At 42.3% G+C, this 17113-nt stretch carries 23 protein-coding genes; 17 read left to right on the top strand and 6 right to left on the bottom strand.

The window, feature by feature from the left end; translation table 11 throughout:
* A partial coding sequence (locus POTG_RS11710) for a DJ-1/PfpI family protein (RefSeq protein ID WP_036645124.1) occupies positions 1-330 on the top strand: 330 nt, incomplete at its 5' end.
* Positions 331-550: 220 nt separating this feature from the next.
* Here the strand turns inward: POTG_RS11710 and POTG_RS11715 are convergent.
* On the bottom strand, positions 551-1450 hold the full coding sequence (locus tag POTG_RS11715) for a hypothetical protein (protein WP_009225035.1): 900 nt from the start codon (positions 1448-1450) through the stop codon (positions 551-553).
* Positions 1451-1768: 318 nt separating this feature from the next.
* On the opposite strand from POTG_RS11715, the gene POTG_RS11720 reads away from it, so the two are divergent.
* From POTG_RS11720 to POTG_RS11765, 10 genes are all read left to right on the top strand, one after another.
* Positions 1769-2056 (top strand): nucleotidyltransferase family protein, encoded by a 288-nt coding sequence (locus tag POTG_RS11720; RefSeq protein WP_036645127.1) that lies wholly within the window; start codon positions 1769-1771, stop codon positions 2054-2056.
* The gene (locus tag POTG_RS11725) at positions 2053-2400 is read left to right on the top strand and encodes a HepT-like ribonuclease domain-containing protein (RefSeq protein WP_009225037.1); all 348 of its coding nucleotides are present in this window, start codon (positions 2053-2055) and stop codon (positions 2398-2400) included. Before POTG_RS11720 ends, POTG_RS11725 begins: the two co-directional genes overlap by 4 nt.
* Before the next feature lie 186 nt (positions 2401-2586).
* The gene (locus POTG_RS11730; RefSeq protein WP_009225038.1) at positions 2587-3114 is read left to right on the top strand and encodes a histidine phosphatase family protein; all 528 of its coding nucleotides are present in this window, start codon (positions 2587-2589) and stop codon (positions 3112-3114) included.
* Between the two features lie 235 nt (positions 3115-3349).
* Complete coding sequence (locus POTG_RS11735) at positions 3350-4270, top strand: hypothetical protein (protein ID WP_009225039.1); 921 nt, start codon at positions 3350-3352, stop codon at positions 4268-4270.
* 251 nt (positions 4271-4521) lie between these two features.
* Positions 4522-4806, top strand: a complete 285-nt coding sequence (locus POTG_RS11740; protein ID WP_009225040.1) for a hypothetical protein — start codon at positions 4522-4524, stop codon at positions 4804-4806.
* A gap of 269 nt (positions 4807-5075) precedes the next feature.
* The gene (locus POTG_RS11745) at positions 5076-5903 is read left to right on the top strand and encodes an abortive infection family protein (protein ID WP_036645180.1); all 828 of its coding nucleotides are present in this window, start codon (positions 5076-5078) and stop codon (positions 5901-5903) included.
* Positions 5904-6375: 472 nt separating this feature from the next.
* Positions 6376-7044: a Type 1 glutamine amidotransferase-like domain-containing protein gene (locus POTG_RS11750; protein WP_009225042.1), complete on the top strand. Its 669-nt coding sequence runs from the start codon at positions 6376-6378 to the stop codon at positions 7042-7044.
* 204 nt (positions 7045-7248) lie between these two features.
* Positions 7249-7578, top strand: coding sequence for a DUF2711 family protein (locus POTG_RS11755; protein ID WP_009225043.1), 330 nt, complete (start codon positions 7249-7251; stop codon positions 7576-7578).
* Positions 7579-7822: 244 nt separating this feature from the next.
* Complete coding sequence (locus POTG_RS11760; protein ID WP_009225044.1) at positions 7823-8602, top strand: MBL fold metallo-hydrolase; 780 nt, start codon at positions 7823-7825, stop codon at positions 8600-8602.
* 239 nt (positions 8603-8841) lie between these two features.
* Complete coding sequence (locus POTG_RS11765; protein WP_050769752.1) at positions 8842-9219, top strand: hypothetical protein; 378 nt, start codon at positions 8842-8844, stop codon at positions 9217-9219.
* 273 nt (positions 9220-9492) lie between these two features.
* Here POTG_RS11765 and POTG_RS25365 read toward each other — a convergent pair whose 3' ends face one another.
* Together POTG_RS25365 and POTG_RS25370 are read right to left on the bottom strand one after the other, a co-directional pair.
* Positions 9493-9687, bottom strand: a complete 195-nt coding sequence (locus POTG_RS25365; protein ID WP_009225046.1) for a hypothetical protein — start codon at positions 9685-9687, stop codon at positions 9493-9495.
* Positions 9647-9793, bottom strand: a complete 147-nt coding sequence (locus tag POTG_RS25370; RefSeq protein WP_157273425.1) for a transposase — start codon at positions 9791-9793, stop codon at positions 9647-9649. The genes POTG_RS25365 and POTG_RS25370 overlap by 41 nt, the downstream gene beginning before the upstream one ends.
* A 164-nt stretch (positions 9794-9957) precedes the next feature.
* On the opposite strand from POTG_RS25370, the gene POTG_RS11775 reads away from it, so the two are divergent.
* From POTG_RS11775 to POTG_RS24340, 4 genes are read left to right on the top strand one after another with little or no spacing between them, the layout of a single operon-like run.
* Positions 9958-10419, top strand: coding sequence for a GNAT family N-acetyltransferase (locus POTG_RS11775; RefSeq protein WP_009225047.1), 462 nt, complete (start codon positions 9958-9960; stop codon positions 10417-10419).
* Between the two features lie 50 nt (positions 10420-10469).
* The gene (locus tag POTG_RS11780) at positions 10470-10943 is read left to right on the top strand and encodes a hypothetical protein (protein ID WP_036645129.1); all 474 of its coding nucleotides are present in this window, start codon (positions 10470-10472) and stop codon (positions 10941-10943) included.
* 17 nt (positions 10944-10960) lie between these two features.
* Complete coding sequence (locus tag POTG_RS11785; RefSeq protein WP_009225049.1) at positions 10961-11350, top strand: VOC family protein; 390 nt, start codon at positions 10961-10963, stop codon at positions 11348-11350.
* 44 nt (positions 11351-11394) lie between these two features.
* On the top strand, positions 11395-11565 hold the full coding sequence (locus POTG_RS24340) for a hypothetical protein (RefSeq protein WP_009225050.1): 171 nt from the start codon (positions 11395-11397) through the stop codon (positions 11563-11565).
* Between the two features lie 280 nt (positions 11566-11845).
* Here the strand turns inward: POTG_RS24340 and POTG_RS11790 are convergent, their stop codons facing one another.
* Positions 11846-12220, bottom strand: a complete 375-nt coding sequence (locus tag POTG_RS11790; RefSeq protein WP_009225051.1) for a hypothetical protein — start codon at positions 12218-12220, stop codon at positions 11846-11848.
* A gap of 229 nt (positions 12221-12449) precedes the next feature.
* Here POTG_RS11790 and POTG_RS11795 point away from each other — a divergent pair, with 229 nt between their 5' ends.
* Together POTG_RS11795 and POTG_RS11800 are read left to right on the top strand one after the other, a co-directional pair.
* Positions 12450-13097, top strand: a complete 648-nt coding sequence (locus tag POTG_RS11795) for a FusB/FusC family EF-G-binding protein (RefSeq protein ID WP_009225052.1) — start codon at positions 12450-12452, stop codon at positions 13095-13097.
* Positions 13098-13246: 149 nt separating this feature from the next.
* The gene (locus POTG_RS11800; RefSeq protein WP_009225053.1) at positions 13247-13672 is read left to right on the top strand and encodes a hypothetical protein; all 426 of its coding nucleotides are present in this window, start codon (positions 13247-13249) and stop codon (positions 13670-13672) included.
* Between the two features lie 60 nt (positions 13673-13732).
* Here the strand turns inward: POTG_RS11800 and POTG_RS11805 are convergent, their stop codons facing one another.
* On the bottom strand, positions 13733-15361 hold the full coding sequence (locus POTG_RS11805; protein ID WP_009225054.1) for a response regulator: 1629 nt from the start codon (positions 15359-15361) through the stop codon (positions 13733-13735).
* Entirely contained in the window at positions 15358-17103 is a 1746-nt protein-coding gene (locus POTG_RS11810; RefSeq protein ID WP_009225055.1) for a sensor histidine kinase, read from the bottom strand. Before POTG_RS11810 ends, POTG_RS11805 begins: the two co-directional genes overlap by 4 nt.
* Between the last annotated feature and the right edge of the window lie 10 nt (positions 17104-17113).

Here is a 17113-nt window from a genome sequence, read left to right on the forward strand (position 1 = left end):
GAATTTATCACATGGTTGGGACAAGCTGATAAGGTAAAGTACATAGTGTCTGTTTGTACAGGCTCGCTTTTACTAGGAGCTGCAGGCTTTTTAAAGTACAAGAAAGCAACAACACATCCCAATGCTTATGAATTACTAGAGCCATATTGTGAAGAAGTGATTAAATCAAGAATAGTTAAGGATGGGAATCTCATAACTGCCGGGGGAGTATCGACATCAATTGATCTTGCTTTATATATTGTTAGCCTATTAGTTAATAAGGATGCTGTAGAAATCATCAAGAAACAAATTGACTATCCATATGAATCACAAGGAATTGTTGAGGTGTAAGTGAATCGAAGAGAACGGGTACTTCATCTAACACCGTATTCACGCATCGCAGCCTGGTGGCTGCTCGGTCCGCCCGAGGAATTTCGAAGAAGTGGATCCAAGCGGACAACCCTGCGAACCTAACCGCGTCGCGGCCGGCTCCTCCGGAGCCTTAAGATTCTCGGGGTCGTGAATACACAGACGTTAGACGAAATACTTGTAAGTGATCAGAACATTAAAATCAGCGCATGATTTTAATTATCTCTAAATGCGCCTTTCTTAAGCCATTAGTATTCTTGTACTTTTCGTTAAGATCTTTCTCTGAGTGGGCTGGTTTTAACAAATTAGTTCTGCGTGCAACATAGCCATTACTAATGTAATAGTTAAAGGTCACTACTGGAGCATTTGCATTTAGGACGGATTCAATAATTTTATACAATTTCTCTGGGTGCCTTGTTATCATCTTGAAAGAGTCCGAAAAGAAAAAGTGCTGTTTCCTGTTTCTAATACTTTCAAGTATTTTGTTTAAGGTATGATTAATAGTGGGGTCAATTCCACTTTGAACTTCTACAAAGATATCCGATGCATTACTTTTGTTGGTAGTATAGTCATTACTTTTCAAAATTTCTTTGGCCCCAAATGTTGTAAAATTAGTACATTTACTAAGTTTTCTCATTACATACCAGGCTAGAGGATACTCAAATTGAATCTTTTCGAAAGGATCCACTAGAGGCTTAGTGATTTGTTGGGATGCTGACAGCAGGTCGTTATTTGAGAAGAAAGTAATAGCATCCGAAGTAATTTTCTTAATTTGGTCATCTGAGATAATAGGATTTGATAAACCAAGACTTTTGGCTGCAGATCTTGTGCTTGAAAGGTCCTCTAGCAAGCTATTTCTAATACAAACTACCACAAGTGCCCTTATATTTATATCACTCACAGGGCTATAGTATGTGGCTTCTTCAATTCCATGTAGGAGTATTGTTGAACGGAATTCTTCATCACTCCAACGATAAATTATTGACGATAACCTTGAGTTGATATCAGCGCAGACTTTCGAGACAACTTCTGTATTTGCACCAAATTCTAAAAGTAAAGGGGTTAAATTATGAGTTAAATAATCGTCCACAAGATTTCTCAAGATATTACCTCCAAGGACATTAAGGATTTAATAATAACTATATCAGTAAACTCAAAGAGGACAAGTACTTCGTCTAACACCGTATTCACGCTGCAGGGCTAATGCCCCTTGGTCTGCCCGCGGCATTTCGAAGAAGGGGATCAGGCAGACAACCACTGCGAGCCTAAGTCTGGCGACCCGTTCCCGTTGTTCACTTAAGGCTCTCGGGTTCGTGAATACAAGAACGTTAAGTGAAATCTCCCTTTAAAGACAATACGAACAAAATAATATCCATTAGGTTATAATGAAAACATAATCTTGAAACAAGGAGGGAATTCAATGAAGCGAGAAGATATTGAAAACAAGTTAAGGATTGAAAAGAGATTTTTGATGGATCGTTTTTATGTTTCGAAGATAGGATTATTTGGTTCTTTTGCTCGAGATGAACAGACGGAAACAAGTGATATCGATTTATTAGTTGAATTTTCTCGTCCAGTAGGATTTGAATTTTTGGATTTGAAGGATTATTTAGAGTCTGTATTTGGCAGAGAAGTCGATCTTGTAACCCCTAATGCCATTAAATCTTATATGAAAGATGAAATTCTTAGCGAGGTACAATATCAGTGAAGCGATCGGTTAATGTACTAATGGACATTCTAGAGTCAATTAATCGGATAGAAACTTATCTCGGTGCCGTTAAATATGATGAGTTTTTAGCTAATCAAATGCTTCTGGATGCAGTAATAAGAAACTTAGAAATTATCGGAGAAGCCGCTAGAAATCTTAGCGATGAAGTTAAGAGGAAGTATCCAGAAGTCCCTTGGAAGAATATGATCGGACTAAGGAATATCTTGATTCACGAATATTTTGGAATTGATGAAAGTATCGTTTGGGAAGTAGCTACAAGAAACCTAAAAGAAGTTAAACCCATTATCGTGAGGGCAATTCAAGAAGAGGGAGACTTCACTTAACACCGTATTCACGCTGCGAGACTTAATTGTCTCTTGGTTGTCAGACGAATAACCGAAGAAGCAAGCTCAGACAACAAACGACCCAGCCTAAGATAAGAGCTATCTAAGGCTGGGTCGTTTCGTGAATACAAAAACGTTATCTGCAATTCCTCGAAAGCAAATTATTAATAGAGAGACGTGGAATGAATGACAACATATTATTTAGTTCGCCATGGCGAACCATTATGGGAAATTAACGAAATATATAAACTTAGAGGACATGGACGGGATTTAGTCCCACTTACAGAAGGCGGTATCAAACAAGTACATAGTGCATCACGAGATCCAAGACTAAAAAAGGGAAATATTATAATAAGTTCTCCATATACAAGAGCAATGCAGACAGCCGCGATCCTGTCCAAAGAACTAAAGCTAGAGCTAAGAGTCGAATTTGATCTAAGGGAATGGCAGCGAGATCTCACCTTTCAATATGATTCATTAGAGCAATTAAGAGAATTAAGTATAGATTATGATAATCATAAAGGAATTTATCCAGCAGGAGAAACGAGGAAATGGGAATCTAAACAAATGATGAAAGATAGAATGGACAAAGTGATTGATAAATACAAAACATATGACTATGTGATTGTAGTAGGACATGGAATGGCATTTAGGACACAGTACGAAATCGAGGAGATTCCACATGCTTCAATCATCGAGATAACAAAGAATTAGTACTTGAAAGTATTTCATTGGAGTCGAGGAACAGCAGATAACACCGTATTCACGCTGCGGGCCTAACGGTCCTTGGTCTGCAAGAGGGTTTTCGAGGAAGTGGAATCAGCAGACAACCCTGCACTGGCAAAGTCCGTCGGACCCGGGGCTAAAGCCTCTTAAGCCAGTGAGGGTTCGTGAATACGAGAACGTTAGCTGACATTGCTGCGAAAACACAAAAGAGCGAGATGATAAAATGTGGCTCTCACAATTAAATCAAGTATTTAGCAATAGGGAACTAGCTATTGGATTTTGGATATTGATTTTTATTTTGTATGCACTCTCTTTACATAATGTAAGAGCACAAATTCCAGGTATGCTAAAAATTATGTTTAGTAGAAAGTTAGTATATTGGTATATCACTATGTGTATTTATTACTTGTTAATGATCTATATTTTAATAAAGATTGGATTCTGGGAATATAGACAGTTGAAAGACACACTTGTATGGTTTTTCGTTACCGGTGTAATTTCTGCGTCATCTGCAATCGGAAAGGCAAAAGATATTAGCTACTTTTATAATATGATTAAAGAAAATGTCAAAATAGTCGCTATCGTAGAGTTCATTACTAACCTTTATAGTTTCAGAGTAATATGGGAGATTGTAATTGTGTTTCTTATTATCGTTTCTTCTATATTTGTAGGATTTATAGAACATTCGGCAGATTACCAAAATAGAAATGCAATCATAAAGAACTTCTTCAACGCTATATTATTTATAATAGGGTTCATTGTAATAATTCACTCAATAAGATCAATTATATTAGGCTTAGATCAAATTAACGTAAGTGAATTAATTAAGGACTTTCTTTTACCGCTACTCCTTTCATTGATGTTTGTAATCTACATATATTTTTTTGTACTCTATGCTGCGTATGAGATATTCTTTATAAGACTTAGCTTTAAGAAAACCATAGATGATAATTTAAGAGGTAAATTAAAACTAAGGATTCTTTTCTTCTGTAACATCAATATTAAGAAAGTTAGTAACTTTGTTCAGAATAGTCAAGTATTAACTAGCTATGTAACAAGAAAATCGGATATAAAAAAATTATTTGATAATTATAGAAGAAATACCTCGCGGGAAATTTCAAGAGAAGGCAGCAACATCAGCTAACAATGCATTCACGCATCGGGTCGGCTTCGCCGTCCCACGGTCGCCCGAGGCATTTCGAAGAGGCTATCACAGGCGACACACCCGCACCACCTAACCGCATCGCGGCCGGTTCCTCTGGAGCCTTAAGGTGGTGGGGCGTCGTTAATGCAAGAACGTTAGACGAAATTATTGCAATACAGTAAAAACCTCACATCAAATGACTTTAAATTTGTTGATTTAAATCGAAATAATAATTTGATTGGAGGATTACTATGCCGTATTTTGAAAGAGCCAAAAAACTATCAATCTGGCTTATTTTAGTAGGGGTTGTATTCTTTTTCTTAGGTATTATTTTCTTTAGTACAAGCAACTTTAATGAGCTTATAGATTACGATATTAAAGATAAATTGCTTGGAAAACTTATAACAATATTTTCATTTCTAGTTTCTATATTTCTTATTTTATTGGGAATTATATTGAAGATTATTGCTAAGGATGCAAGAGAAGATTTACTTGTTATTGAGAATAGAATTAGAAATGAAATGAAAAATGAGTAATAAGAACATTAATGCAGGCATATCAAGATGGCAATAACTTCGTCTAACACCATGTTCACGCTTCGGGGCATTCGCCCCTCGGTCCGGCAGGAGTAAGATGTGGATTCAGGGATGTAATTGGCAGCTGCTGGGAAGCAGAATCAGCCGGACACATCCGCACCGACTAACCGCATCGCGGCCGCCACTTCGTGGCTTAAGTCGGTGGGACGTCGTGAACACGGAAACGTTAGATGAAATGTCACAATATGTTTTTGAGGGTGTGATCATTGGTGTCAGACTTGACAAACATTGAAAAAATAAAACTCGAGAGAATTTTTAATATGGGGGGTGGATATGTACTGAATTTTTCTAATAATAGTTTTCAGCAATCCGTATTTGATTCTGTGAATATTGATGTTTATGACCCCAAATATTCTATCTTTGGAGACTCAAAAGCAAATAGACTTAGAGCAATATGGAGATTGGAGAACAATTATATTGTTTCTGTCCTTACCATTGATTTGTTGAACTATTGGAAGGAAATGAAAGCAAGGTTTGAGGAAGAAATAAGCGATAAAGAACAAGAGCTGTTTGATGAATGTATCAAGATCGCAGAAAAACTTAAACGTGAAAATATCTCTGAACACTTAGCTGATTTGACTGAACCCCAGATTGATGATATGAACTTTAAACTCCTTGCCAAGAATATAAGAGAGGCAATTGAAAAAAATGAACCAGAAGTAGCGTTAGATAGACTTCATACTTATATGGTCAAATATATAAGAAGTCTGTGTGATCGGCATGGGATATCGTATGACAAGAGTAAACCGCTTCATAGTTTTTATGGAGAGTATATAAAATTCCTCAAAAAGAATGGATATATAGAATCATCAATGACAGAAAGAATACTAAAAAGTTCGATATCGATACTGGAAGCTTTTAATGAAGTAAGAAATGATAGGAGTTTTGCTCATGACAACAGTATTTTGAATTATCAAGAAAGTTTATTAATCTTTAAGAATATTTCAAGCATTGTTTCATTTATAGAATCAATTGAGTCTAGCAAAGTCAAAAATAAAGTTATCTCAGAAGAAGAATGGAATGAAATATTATCGTAGTACTTTCAATGAAGAGTGACACTTCATATAACACCGTATTCACGCTGCGAGACTTAATTGTCTCTTGGTTGTCAGACGAATAACCGAAGAAGCAAGCTCAGACAACAAACGACCCAGCCTAAGATAAGAGCTATCTAAGGCTGGGTCGTTTCGTGAATACAAAAACGTTATAGGAAATCAGCGAAAAAAAGGAAAAAATCAAAAGAGATTTCTTCTTAGTTAGTAAACTACGGGCAAGGGCAGAATAGTTCAATCATTTTTTTGAATACCTAGGCATATGGGAAATTACGAAGTCCACTAAAGCAAATGATTGTTTGATAGAAACAATGTCCGAAGTAATTAAAAGACCGAAACAATGTCAGGTCAGTTTGGGTTGTATACCAGCTTAAGCTATCCCTTAGACGTTCGCACCCCCGTTTGAAAAGTTTAAAGGAATAAACGTCAGACGCACACAATGAAAGGGAGTGAAGTTATGGAATTTCTGCTCACATCTGGAGGCATCAGTAACAAAAGCATACACGACGCGCTGGTTGGCATGCTGGGCAAGCCGATCTCCGACTCCAATGCCCTGTGCATCCCCACCGCGATGTACGGACACCCCTGGGTCGGCCCCGGCGTCAAAGCCTGGGAATTCATCAGCGGAAATTCCGAGGATCACATGGTCGGCCTGGGCTGGAAGTCCGTCGGCGTGCTGGAGCTTACAGCGCTGCCAAGCATCGGCGAAGACCGCTGGGTGCCGCTGGTCCAGAAGACGGACGTCCTGCTAGTGGCGGGCGGGGACGCCCTATACCTGTGCCACTGGATGCGGCAATCCGGGCTGGCAGACCTCTTGCCGTCGCTGCACACAGTCTATGTGGGACTGAGCGCCGGGAGTATGGTGATGGCACCTAACATCTTGGAATTTTTCGTTGGCTGGACTCCGCCCACCGGTGGCGATGAAGCGCTGGGACTGGTTGATTTTGCAATATTTCCGCATCTGGACCACGAGATGCTTCCGGAAAACACCATGTCAGCTGCAGAGAGATGGGCCGCCGGGATGCAGGGGCCGGCGTATGCGATTGATGATCAGACCGCCATCAAAGTGACCGACGGAGCAGTCGAAGTTGTTACCGAAGGGCATTGGAAACTTTATTCGCCCTGATATTACACCGCTGTTAACATATAAGATAACTTACTTGGTTGGTGGAACCTTGGTGAGTCTTGACGAAGGCGATTTTAGAAGAGTTTGTGAGTAATTGGTTACCCGGACTAGAAAAAGATGAGTATAAACCATTGCTTTTTTGGAACCGAGAGGATTCTTCTATTTTAGAGGTTATGTTTCTGCTGAACGAATTGGAGAACTAACTTGAGATTTATCTCTCACTTCTTAATTGCAACAATAATTGAAGTATTTAAATCAAAGGGAATTACAAAAATCCAATACTCTGAACCAATATTCGATACAAGTGGCGAAATACTAGTAGATGATATTACAAATAAAAACTTCTATGAAATGGCACCTTCAGAGATTATTGTAACGTACGAGACTAATGATACAGCATTTTTAAGTGTTCATGATTCATTGATTACACTTATGTTAAGCAATGATATAAACACGAAAGAAATAATTACTAGTGAAGGTTGGGAAGCGATTGAATGTAATGAAGCTACAATGATAAATTGGTATCTTGAGTAATAAACTTCGGTATATAGATGATTCAAAGAAGTCGCTGACATCCTATAACATAGTATCTACGCTGCGGGATACGCCCTTGGTTCGCAAGAAGAAATAGCAGAGAAGTTAAATCAGCTCACAACCCTGCGAGACTAAGTCCGTGGGACCCAGTCGCTATCGCTCCTTTAAGCCTCTCGGGTTCGTAGATACAGTAACGTTAGCTGAAATTGCTGTAAAGAACGAAATTAAAAGGGAGGGAAACTCATTGAATCCCGATGAGTGGTTCACAATTGAAGAAATCCACCCAATGACTTTTGCCATAAGTGAATATGGCCATTGGGAGAAGGTGCATTCATATTTAGTTATTGGTGATGAATACGCTGCGCTAATAGATTCAGGAATTGGAATAGGAAATATCAAAAGTGTTGTTGATCAATTAACTTCTTTGCCTATTAAAGTCTTAACAACACACGTTCATTGGGATCATATTGGGGGTCATGGGCAGTTTAATGAAATATACGTACATGAGTTAGAGAATGATTGGTTAGAGAATGGAATACCTGGACTTCCTATTGAGGTAATACGTCGTGATGTAGGTAGAGATATTACAAAACCGTTACCAGTTGATTTTAGAATAGAAGCTTATGAGCCATACAGGGGTAAGCCCACTGCCGTATTAAAGGATAATCAAACGATAAATTTAGGAAACAGAACATTAACTTTCTTACATACACCTGGGCATTCACCAGGGCATCTATGTATTTATGAAGAAGAGCGCGGCTATTTGTATACTGGAGACTTAATCTACAAGGGAACTTTGTTTGCATTTTATCCAACGACAGATCCATTGTTGTTTATCAAATCTGTAGAGAAGATAAGTCGAATCGATCATATAACAAGAATACTGCCGGGACATAATGAATTAGACTTGAGCAAGGATTTTATAATTGAGTTGAATAAAGCCTGCCAGGAGCTGTTTAATAAAGGATTAGCCAGGCATGGAACAGGGATACATGATTACAAAGATGTAAAGATCTATTTTTAGTAATTCGTAGAAGACAGCAAATTCAGCTAACACCATATTCGCGCATCGGGGGACGAGCCTCCTCGGTCCGGACCGGAGTCGGAAGTGGATTCGGGGATGTCATTGGCAGAAGCAGGGAAGTGAATTCAGCCGGACACATCCTTCCCCCTAAGATAGGAGCTATCTAAGGGGGAAGGACGTCGTGAATACACGAACGTAATCTGTAATAATCGCAAAATTCATAAGAGCCAAGAGGAAAAATGAAAAAGAAAAATAATACACCAAGACATAAAAGACTTAATCAAGAAGGCAGACTACAAGCTGCGAAGCATTGGTTAGTTAAGTACAATGGAAAGAATCTTGTTAGAGGATATAGCAATCATTTTGCTGTTGATCTATTGTGTGCAGTAAGAGAACTAGAAAAACTGGGAATCCAAATTGATAAAGAATATAAGAAGCAATTGGAAATAGATTTACAAAATAAAATTAGAAGGACAGATATGAAAAAGAAGAAGATAATAGAAAACCAAGAGATTGAACGATTATTATTTTCTGAAATGGATGAGGATTATGAAATAGAAGAATATATAGAACTGCCGTTTGGAAGAGGGGACGAAGATGGCGATTACTACAGATAACACCATATTCACGCATCGGGCATTCGCCCTCGGTCCGGCACGAAGTTAGGAGTGGATTCGGAGAGCATTTCAGTAGCAAGGAAGCGGAAGCAGCCGGACACAAAACATTTTTTGGAAGAAGAGTAATGGAAGAAAAAAACAAAATATTTCATTGGCTAATTGAAATAGCAATACTTTTAGGAGTATGGGGCTTTGAAAATCCATTTATTACCTATAATAACATATTGTTTCAATCGCTGCTAATAGTCTGAGGATGCGTACTGGCTGCCGCGATCAGAATGATGCAGCCACGTTCCCTTTGGGCTTCTGAAGGCGATACGCCTGATCCAGGGCCTTCAAACAAAGCTCCTTCGTCATTCGTTCGTCCATATGGAAGCCGACAATTTTACGCGTGCAGGGGTCCTCCAGACCTGATTCGGCTTCTCCGCTACTCTTGAATTCGGCGATCCAGCGGTACAACGTACTCATGCAGCCCCATTTCTCGGGCTACCTGCGCCACCGTTTTCCCTTCTTCTTGGATGAGTCTTATGGTTTGAAGTTTGAATTCCTTGGTCGAAGAAGGCGAATCAATTATTGATTTGGGTCACTCTGCATTATTGTGGGATTGGTCTTTCTATTTCTAGATTTCAATACACAAAATCATCGACGTAATTTGTAGGTTCAATAAAGAATATTAGTTCATGCATGCAAGAACAATAGATTCAATTACTGCAGAATGTATGGGAGATAAATATGGATGTGAAGATTAGATTACTTAAGGATCACGAAGATATTCCCCTTGATCTATTACTCTTAGCTGATCCATCGCAAGAGATGATCGAGGAGTATTTGCAAAGAGGTCAGTGTTATGTTGGTTTGCATGATAGAGATAAAGTTATTGCTGTCATTGTATTACTACAAACACGACCAGGAACATTGGAGATTGTTAATATCGCGGTGCGTGAAGACTTTCAGGGAAGAGGAATCGGGAAGAAACTGATCCATTTTGCAATTGACAAAGCAAGAGAACAAAACGTCAAAACGATTGAAATAGGGACAGGAAACTCAAGCATAGGTCAGCTATTCCTTTATCAAAAATGTGGATTCCGAATTACTGGAATCGATCGGGATTTTTTTATAAGACATTATCCTGAAAAGATTTATGAGAACGGAATTCAGTGCAGGGATATGATCCGGTTAAGTCTTGATTTGATTGAATAACTTGAAGACTCCGTAACATCCTTCAGGTTTCATCTTATGGAGGTGACCAATTGAAGAAGAGAGTGATCATAACATTATGTTGTATATTCCTTATTGTAATTCTTTATCTCACTTATGACTTTCATCGTCCCCGTCATGTAGAAGTAAGTCTGAGAAGCACTATTTACTCGGTAGAAACGGAGTTCGAAAAGCAAACGCAAATATCAATCATCGGCGAGCACTATAAAGTGCTTTTTGGGAAAGATAGGTTCATCGGAAAAATGATTGTAGATAACGATTTGGTCTATGATATCAAGCTCAAGAGAGAAGGCAACAAATATTTTGAAACACTTACAAAGAATAATGAGTTTCATGTACTAAATTCAATCGGCTCCATAATGACATCCGCTGATTTTAATAAGGTATGGTTACAATTGAATGATATAAATGAGAGATATCATCTTACTGAGGGATATGTATCAGGACCAGCGGGAAATAAAAATGAAGCAAACCAGGTTGCTAGAAACATCCTTGAGGGAATGTAATAAAAAGGAGCTTATCAATGATCCATCATGTCGAAATCAATGTTTCCGACCTCCAAACAAGTAGAGCGTTCTGGGATTGGATTTTTCAAGAGCTTGGATATTCGGTCTATCAAGAGTGGGACCAGGGAGTGAGTTGGATCAGCGGAACTACATATATTGTCTTTGTACAAACAGGAGAAAAATACTTAGATATTCCCTATCACCGAAAAAGAGTGGGATTAAATCATCTTGCTTTCCAAGCTAATTCCAAGGAGCAGGTAAATAAGATTACGAATCAGCTTGAAGATCGTGGGGTTACTATTCTGTATAAAGATAGACATCCTTATGCAGGTGGACCGGATCATTATGCGGTATTTTTTGAGGATCCTGATCGAATGAAGGTAGAAATTGTTGCTCCTTTGCATTAGTAAGATTATTTTTATTTAATGAACACGGCTATTCAGGCAAGCAAGTGCAAGAGGCACATATGAAACTGGCGAAACACGGAATAAAATGGTCAAGTTTAGAACCCCCCAAACATTCAGGCGAGTTGAATGTATCCCTAATTCTGAATGCGGATGAGGGCAATCCACGTGATGAAATGATCAAGAAATGGGATGCCAAACTCGACTTCTACCATTAAATCGGGTAAACTCACTCAGAAAAAATTAGTGTACGTCCGTGGGGATTACCAGCTTGAATTTATTTTTGATAGCAGTACGGACCTGAATCACATCCATTTAACTTACAAAGGTGCAAAGTAAAAAAGCAGCTTAAACAACAAACGCCCCAGCCAAAGAGCGATCTAAGGCCGGGGCGTTTCGCTATATTCGTGCATTTAAGGAGGAAACCAATCCGGGTAAGAGGAACGCGGTGAATTCTAGCTTCTTTAGATCTGCTTCCAACGATGAGCCTGTAATCAATTATTGTCTAATAATAAGAATGTCTCTAGGTGGTCTTCCGGTGCGTTGGATTTCAGCGATCTCCGAGTTCGTCAGATTACGGCCAACTAAAATGAGCGAAGATGTCACGTTATTGAAGTTGAAATTGCCCAAGTTGGACACATTTTGACTGCCCCGGAATACCCGGAAGGAACCTTGAAAGTTCGTTCCCGAGAACAACACCAGGGTGACGCGAGAGCTTTGCACAATATTTCTGAGACGGAAGCTGGTAAGTGCATTGTTGAATCTGAACGCTCCAAGATCGCGGACAGCGACCCCGCCGCGTCTGAAGAGAATCCGGCGGCCAGTAAAATTAGTACCTGACCATAATGCAAGACGTACATCGCGGTTTGCCAAATCTATCACTCCTTTTCATAGGGGTGATATAATATATTTCCGTTTCTATGAATCGGTGTGGACAAGAGAGTAGGGCACTTGTTTGATTTTAAGAGGAATCGAATTGCGGCTTTCCGAACTTGCTGATATACTTTTTCCTATTCGATCGCCCAAAATTCATTTTATCGTTTCTAATAACAGGCTTTGCACCTTATTGAATTGATTCATTACAAATAAGGGGCTGAAAGCTATGTGTACACCATTTATTAGAAACCACCAGTATAACGTGATCAAGAAACAAGCGGAATTTCTTCAGAAAACCCTGCGAACCGTCGCGGATCGAAGCGTTCTGGAGACAGTAAGGTTTAGTGCCGTTACGAATATCGTTGAGGCCTTTCTGACGCTGACGGAGGAGCAGAAGCAGATGCTCGGTCAAATCGCGACCTTCGAGACAGCTTATGAGTTCCAAAGATATCTTGGCGCGTTGGAACAATATCTGGAGCCTTTTCCGCCGATTACGGTGAAGCAGATTGAGAAGCTATTCCCTAAAAATAAAAAGCTGAAAGTACCGGATCTCGCCGCCATCGACTTTCGTTACGTGACGTACTTAAGTTGGGTGGACATCGCGACGAACAAGCTATACATCGTCTACCCGTACGAAGGCCGGTTCATCGGCATCGAGGGCCGCATCACGCCGACCAATAAGAAAGGGTATTGCTTGTTCTGCAATCGGCATCAGGAGCTTGCCTTTTTCTCGGTGAAAACCAAGTCCGCCCATGCTTCGCCGGACAACTTCTCCATGTACGGGAATTATGTCTGCCTGGAGAACCGGGATTGCAACCATAGCATTACGGATACGGGGGCTTTGGAGCGGTTCTTGCTGTCGGTTGGAAAATAAGTGAATAAGCGAAGAAGATCGTCGTTGATCGGCGGTCTTCTTTTGCATTTGCATAGGATTGTGGGTGTCAAAGGATTGGAGTAAAATGGAAGCGGAACCCAGGCCGTGCGGAGCACTGCTGGAAATATGATTTGAGGGAGGCACTCTCAATGAAAAAAGCACTGAAAATTATGCTGATGCTGTCCTTGATTTGGGTTTGCTTGGTTCAGCCTGTGTCGGCGGCTACAACAAAGACGATCAAACTCAAGGTGACCCTCGTTAGCGTTGAGTTGGTGGAGAACAATCATGTTGGCAATGAGTGGTATACCAAGGCATCGGTGAATGGCAAAGAAATCGAGGAAGGCTCAACCGTCACTCTGAAGCTAAAATCATCGGAGAGTCTGAAGTTAAAAGCGTATGCGGAAGAGCAGGACAAAATTCCGGAGAGCGGCTCAGCTAACGCAACGGTGAAAGGGTCCTCCGTGACCAAGGACATTACCAAGTCACTTAAAGTAAAGGTTACCGAAAATCGAGGCCGGTATTCCGGGAATACGGCGGAATGGAAATTTACGTTTAAGGTGCAAAAATCGAAATAGACAAGGGAAAAGGGCCTTCCGATCGTCGGAAAGGCCCTTCTTCATGCGCTTGGGGAGCGTTCAAGCCCGCTCCGCCACCGGCCATCGTGCAGCAGTGCGCGGGTTCTTCTTGTACTCGTTGGGCGTGACTCCGACCTCTTGCTTGAACAGCTTGGAGAAGTAGGAGTAGTTGGCGTAGCCGACTTGGTTCGCTACGGCGTACACGGACAGTTTGGTAGTTTCGAGCAGCTGCTTGGCAACGGAGATCCGGACCTGGATGACGTAGCTGCCCAGCGAGATGCCCGTTTCTTTCTTGAATAAGCGGGCGAGATAATCCGGGTTGAGGTAGACGACCTCCGCGAGGTCGTTCCGGGTCAGCTCATCCCCGTAATGGGCGTGGATGTACTGTTTGATCTCCTCGGCAACGGATTTCGGTTCCGCCGCAAAATCCCGATAGGCCATGGCCGTATTCACCAAATAAGTGACGTATTCCTGCATGTCCTCGATGGAATGGAGAGACTGCGCCAACAGCTGCTCATTGGCCCGCGCCGCATATAATTTGTGCGCTTCGATGCCTTTTAACTTCAAGAAGGCGTAGACAAGCTGCACAATATCCAGGCGGAATAAGGCAAGGCAAGAGGTGTCCAGCGTCTTGCGGTCCAGGCAGTCGCGAAGGTATCGCGCCGTCTCGGCGAGGAACGAAGCCGAATCGTTCTGATGAAGCAGTTCCTCCAAACGGGTCAAATTCGGGGGATGATATACCGTTTGCTTTTTTAGATCATCGCGCTCTGCCCAATAGGTTCGGTTGCGGGTTTTGGTCAAACTCTCGTTCATCGCCAGCAGTTGGTGCAGTACGTGGCCGATACTCTCCAGCCGATCGGAGAGACCCACTAAGCAGCAAGCATCGCAATGCAAATAGGCGTTGGCTCTGCGAATCCCTTCGGAGCATAACTCCGCGAGTACGTCGGGTTCCGGCGGGGCGTTCCACTTGAGGATGGCCATCCATTGATGCTCCTTCACCTCCAGGATCGTCTCGACGGCAAACTGCGGATGTTTGAGCAGTTCGCCCAATACATTCCCGAGGGCAAAATCGAACAACCCCTTCTCCTCCCGGCCTAAGCTGCCGTTGTATGGAAACACGTGAATCAGCACTGGCTGAAGGATGTCGGACGGAAGGTAGGAGAGCTGCTGATCTTCCACCGCCTGAGCCACCGCTGCAGGCTTAACGGGTGCGGCCACGCTCGCGTTCACCAGCTTACGCCAGAAATACTCCAAGAGGTTGGCCTGATTTCGCTGCCATAGCACCCCTTCTTGCATCGCCTTCTCCCGCTGATGCTGCTCCTCGGCCCGCGCGACCGCTTTACGAAGGATCAGCATCAGCTTATCGAACTCGATTGGCTTAAGAAAATATTCGAAGCTCTGAAGCTCAATCGCTTTCTGCGCATAGTTGAAATCCGCATAGTTTGTCAGGAAGATAGCCTGGACGGCATAGTTCTCTTCCCGGATCCAAGCGAGCAGCTCAAGTCCGCTCCCCTGCGGCATCTCGATGTCAGAGATCAGAATTTGTACCGAGTGCTGTTGCAGGATGTCACGAGCCTGGGCGACGTTGTTTGCGGTATAGACCTTATCGATCCCCAGAGCCTTCCACTCGATTTTCTTCTCTAAAGCAGCGACGACGTAAACATCGTCATCCACGACTAATGCATTCATACTGCCACGCTCCTGTTCGTCCCGGCATCTGCCGGAAGGGATAAGATCACGCATGCACCGCCGTCCTCCCGGTTGGAGAACGATACGGCTGCATCCCCGTTGTAGAGAGACGCCAAACGCTGCAGTGTGTTCATGATTCCGATATGGTTTCCAGCGGATTGATCCAGAGGTCTGCCGTTCTGCAGACACTCCAGGATCTCCGGCGGGAATCCGGGTCCGGTATCGGTGATCCGGATCGTCATGCGCTCCTCGCCATCCTCCCGCTCCAATCGCACCGCCAATTCGATGTGTACTTGTGAAATACGGGACACCGCATATTTCACCGCATTTTCCACAAAGGTCTGCAAGACGAGCGGCGGGATTCGAGTCTCTGCGGCCAAAAGCTCCTCTACGTCAATGCGATAAACCAGTGCATCTGGATACCGGTGTTTCTGAATATCAAGATAAATCCGCACGTGCTCGATCTCATCTCTCAACTTAACGAAATCGCCATCGTTTTGGAAGATGTAGCGGAAATACCGCGAGGTGGATAAGGCCATCTGCTCGATTTCCTGATATAGCTGCATTTGCGCCATGCTATAGATATTCGTCAGGCAATTCAGGAAAAAATGCGGATTAATCTGCAGCTTCATATAATCCAATTGGATCCGCTGCTTCTCCAGTTCCCGTTCGTACAAGTCGATTTTAAACTTCTTGATCTGGTCGACCAGGTTCATGAATTGTTTATTTGCTCTTTCCAGCTCGATGATCTTACTGCTTTCGAACGCCAACGGCTCCCCTTCCTCCGTCCAAAACGCCAGGTTATAGGAGAAGCTCTTGATTGGAAGAAGGACCTTGTTCCGGAAGTAGATCAGGATGAACCCCAGGCTGCAGGTGATCATAACGGCGAGCAGGAGGATCAGCAGCTGGGCGATCATGATTTTCTCAAATGTCCCGAACTGGATCACCAGCTTTACGTGAAAAGAAGCGTTCGTGAACTCCCCGTTAACCGTCGTTCCACCCTTAAACAAGTTCTGAAAGAACGAGGGTCGCCGATCCTCGTCCAGCAGCGCACCGTTGTTGGAGATCGGGCTGGTTAAGACCTGGCTGCGATTATCCACCAGGGAGACGAACCCGTTCTCGCCGAGATTCAGCTCCCGTAAAGGACGAATCAGTTGATCCGCGGACACCAGGCTGATCATGTAGCTATCGTGAAAAGGAACGATGTTCGTAATATAGTACCTGCCGTTAATTTCAACCGGTGTCCACTTGGAGTAAATTTTCTCGTAAACATCCCGTCCCGCCTCCACGTTGGCGATGACCTGTTCCTTGAGCTCCAGGTAATCTGAATACGGAATACTGATCGGCGCACAGTTGAGGAAAAAATCCTGTTTCTTCAAATACACGAAGAAATTGTATTCCTGGCCGTAGTTTTTTTGCAGCTCATTAAAGCGCTTGTGCAGATTTTCATTCCCCTCAAAAAACTCCACGCTGTTCATCGGGTGATCGTTCATCGCCTGCAAGTTCTCATCGTTCGCCAGCGTCCAGCCCGTATAGTGGTTGATATAAGCGAAATCGTGGTTGATCCGGTTGATGTATAAATCCGCGGTATCCTGCAGAAAACGCGTGGATTGCTGCTTGACGATCGATACCGCAGATAAGCTGATGACAAAATCCAGGATCAGGATGATGAAGGAGATTAGAAACATGAAGTTAACGTAGTGACGAATCGGATATGGTTTGTTTTTCGCGGTGTTAGCCATGGCCCCCTCG

The sequence above is a fragment of the Paenibacillus sp. oral taxon 786 str. D14 genome (genome assembly GCF_000159955.1).
Classification (GTDB): domain Bacteria; phylum Bacillota; class Bacilli; order Paenibacillales; family Paenibacillaceae; genus Fontibacillus; species Fontibacillus phoenicis.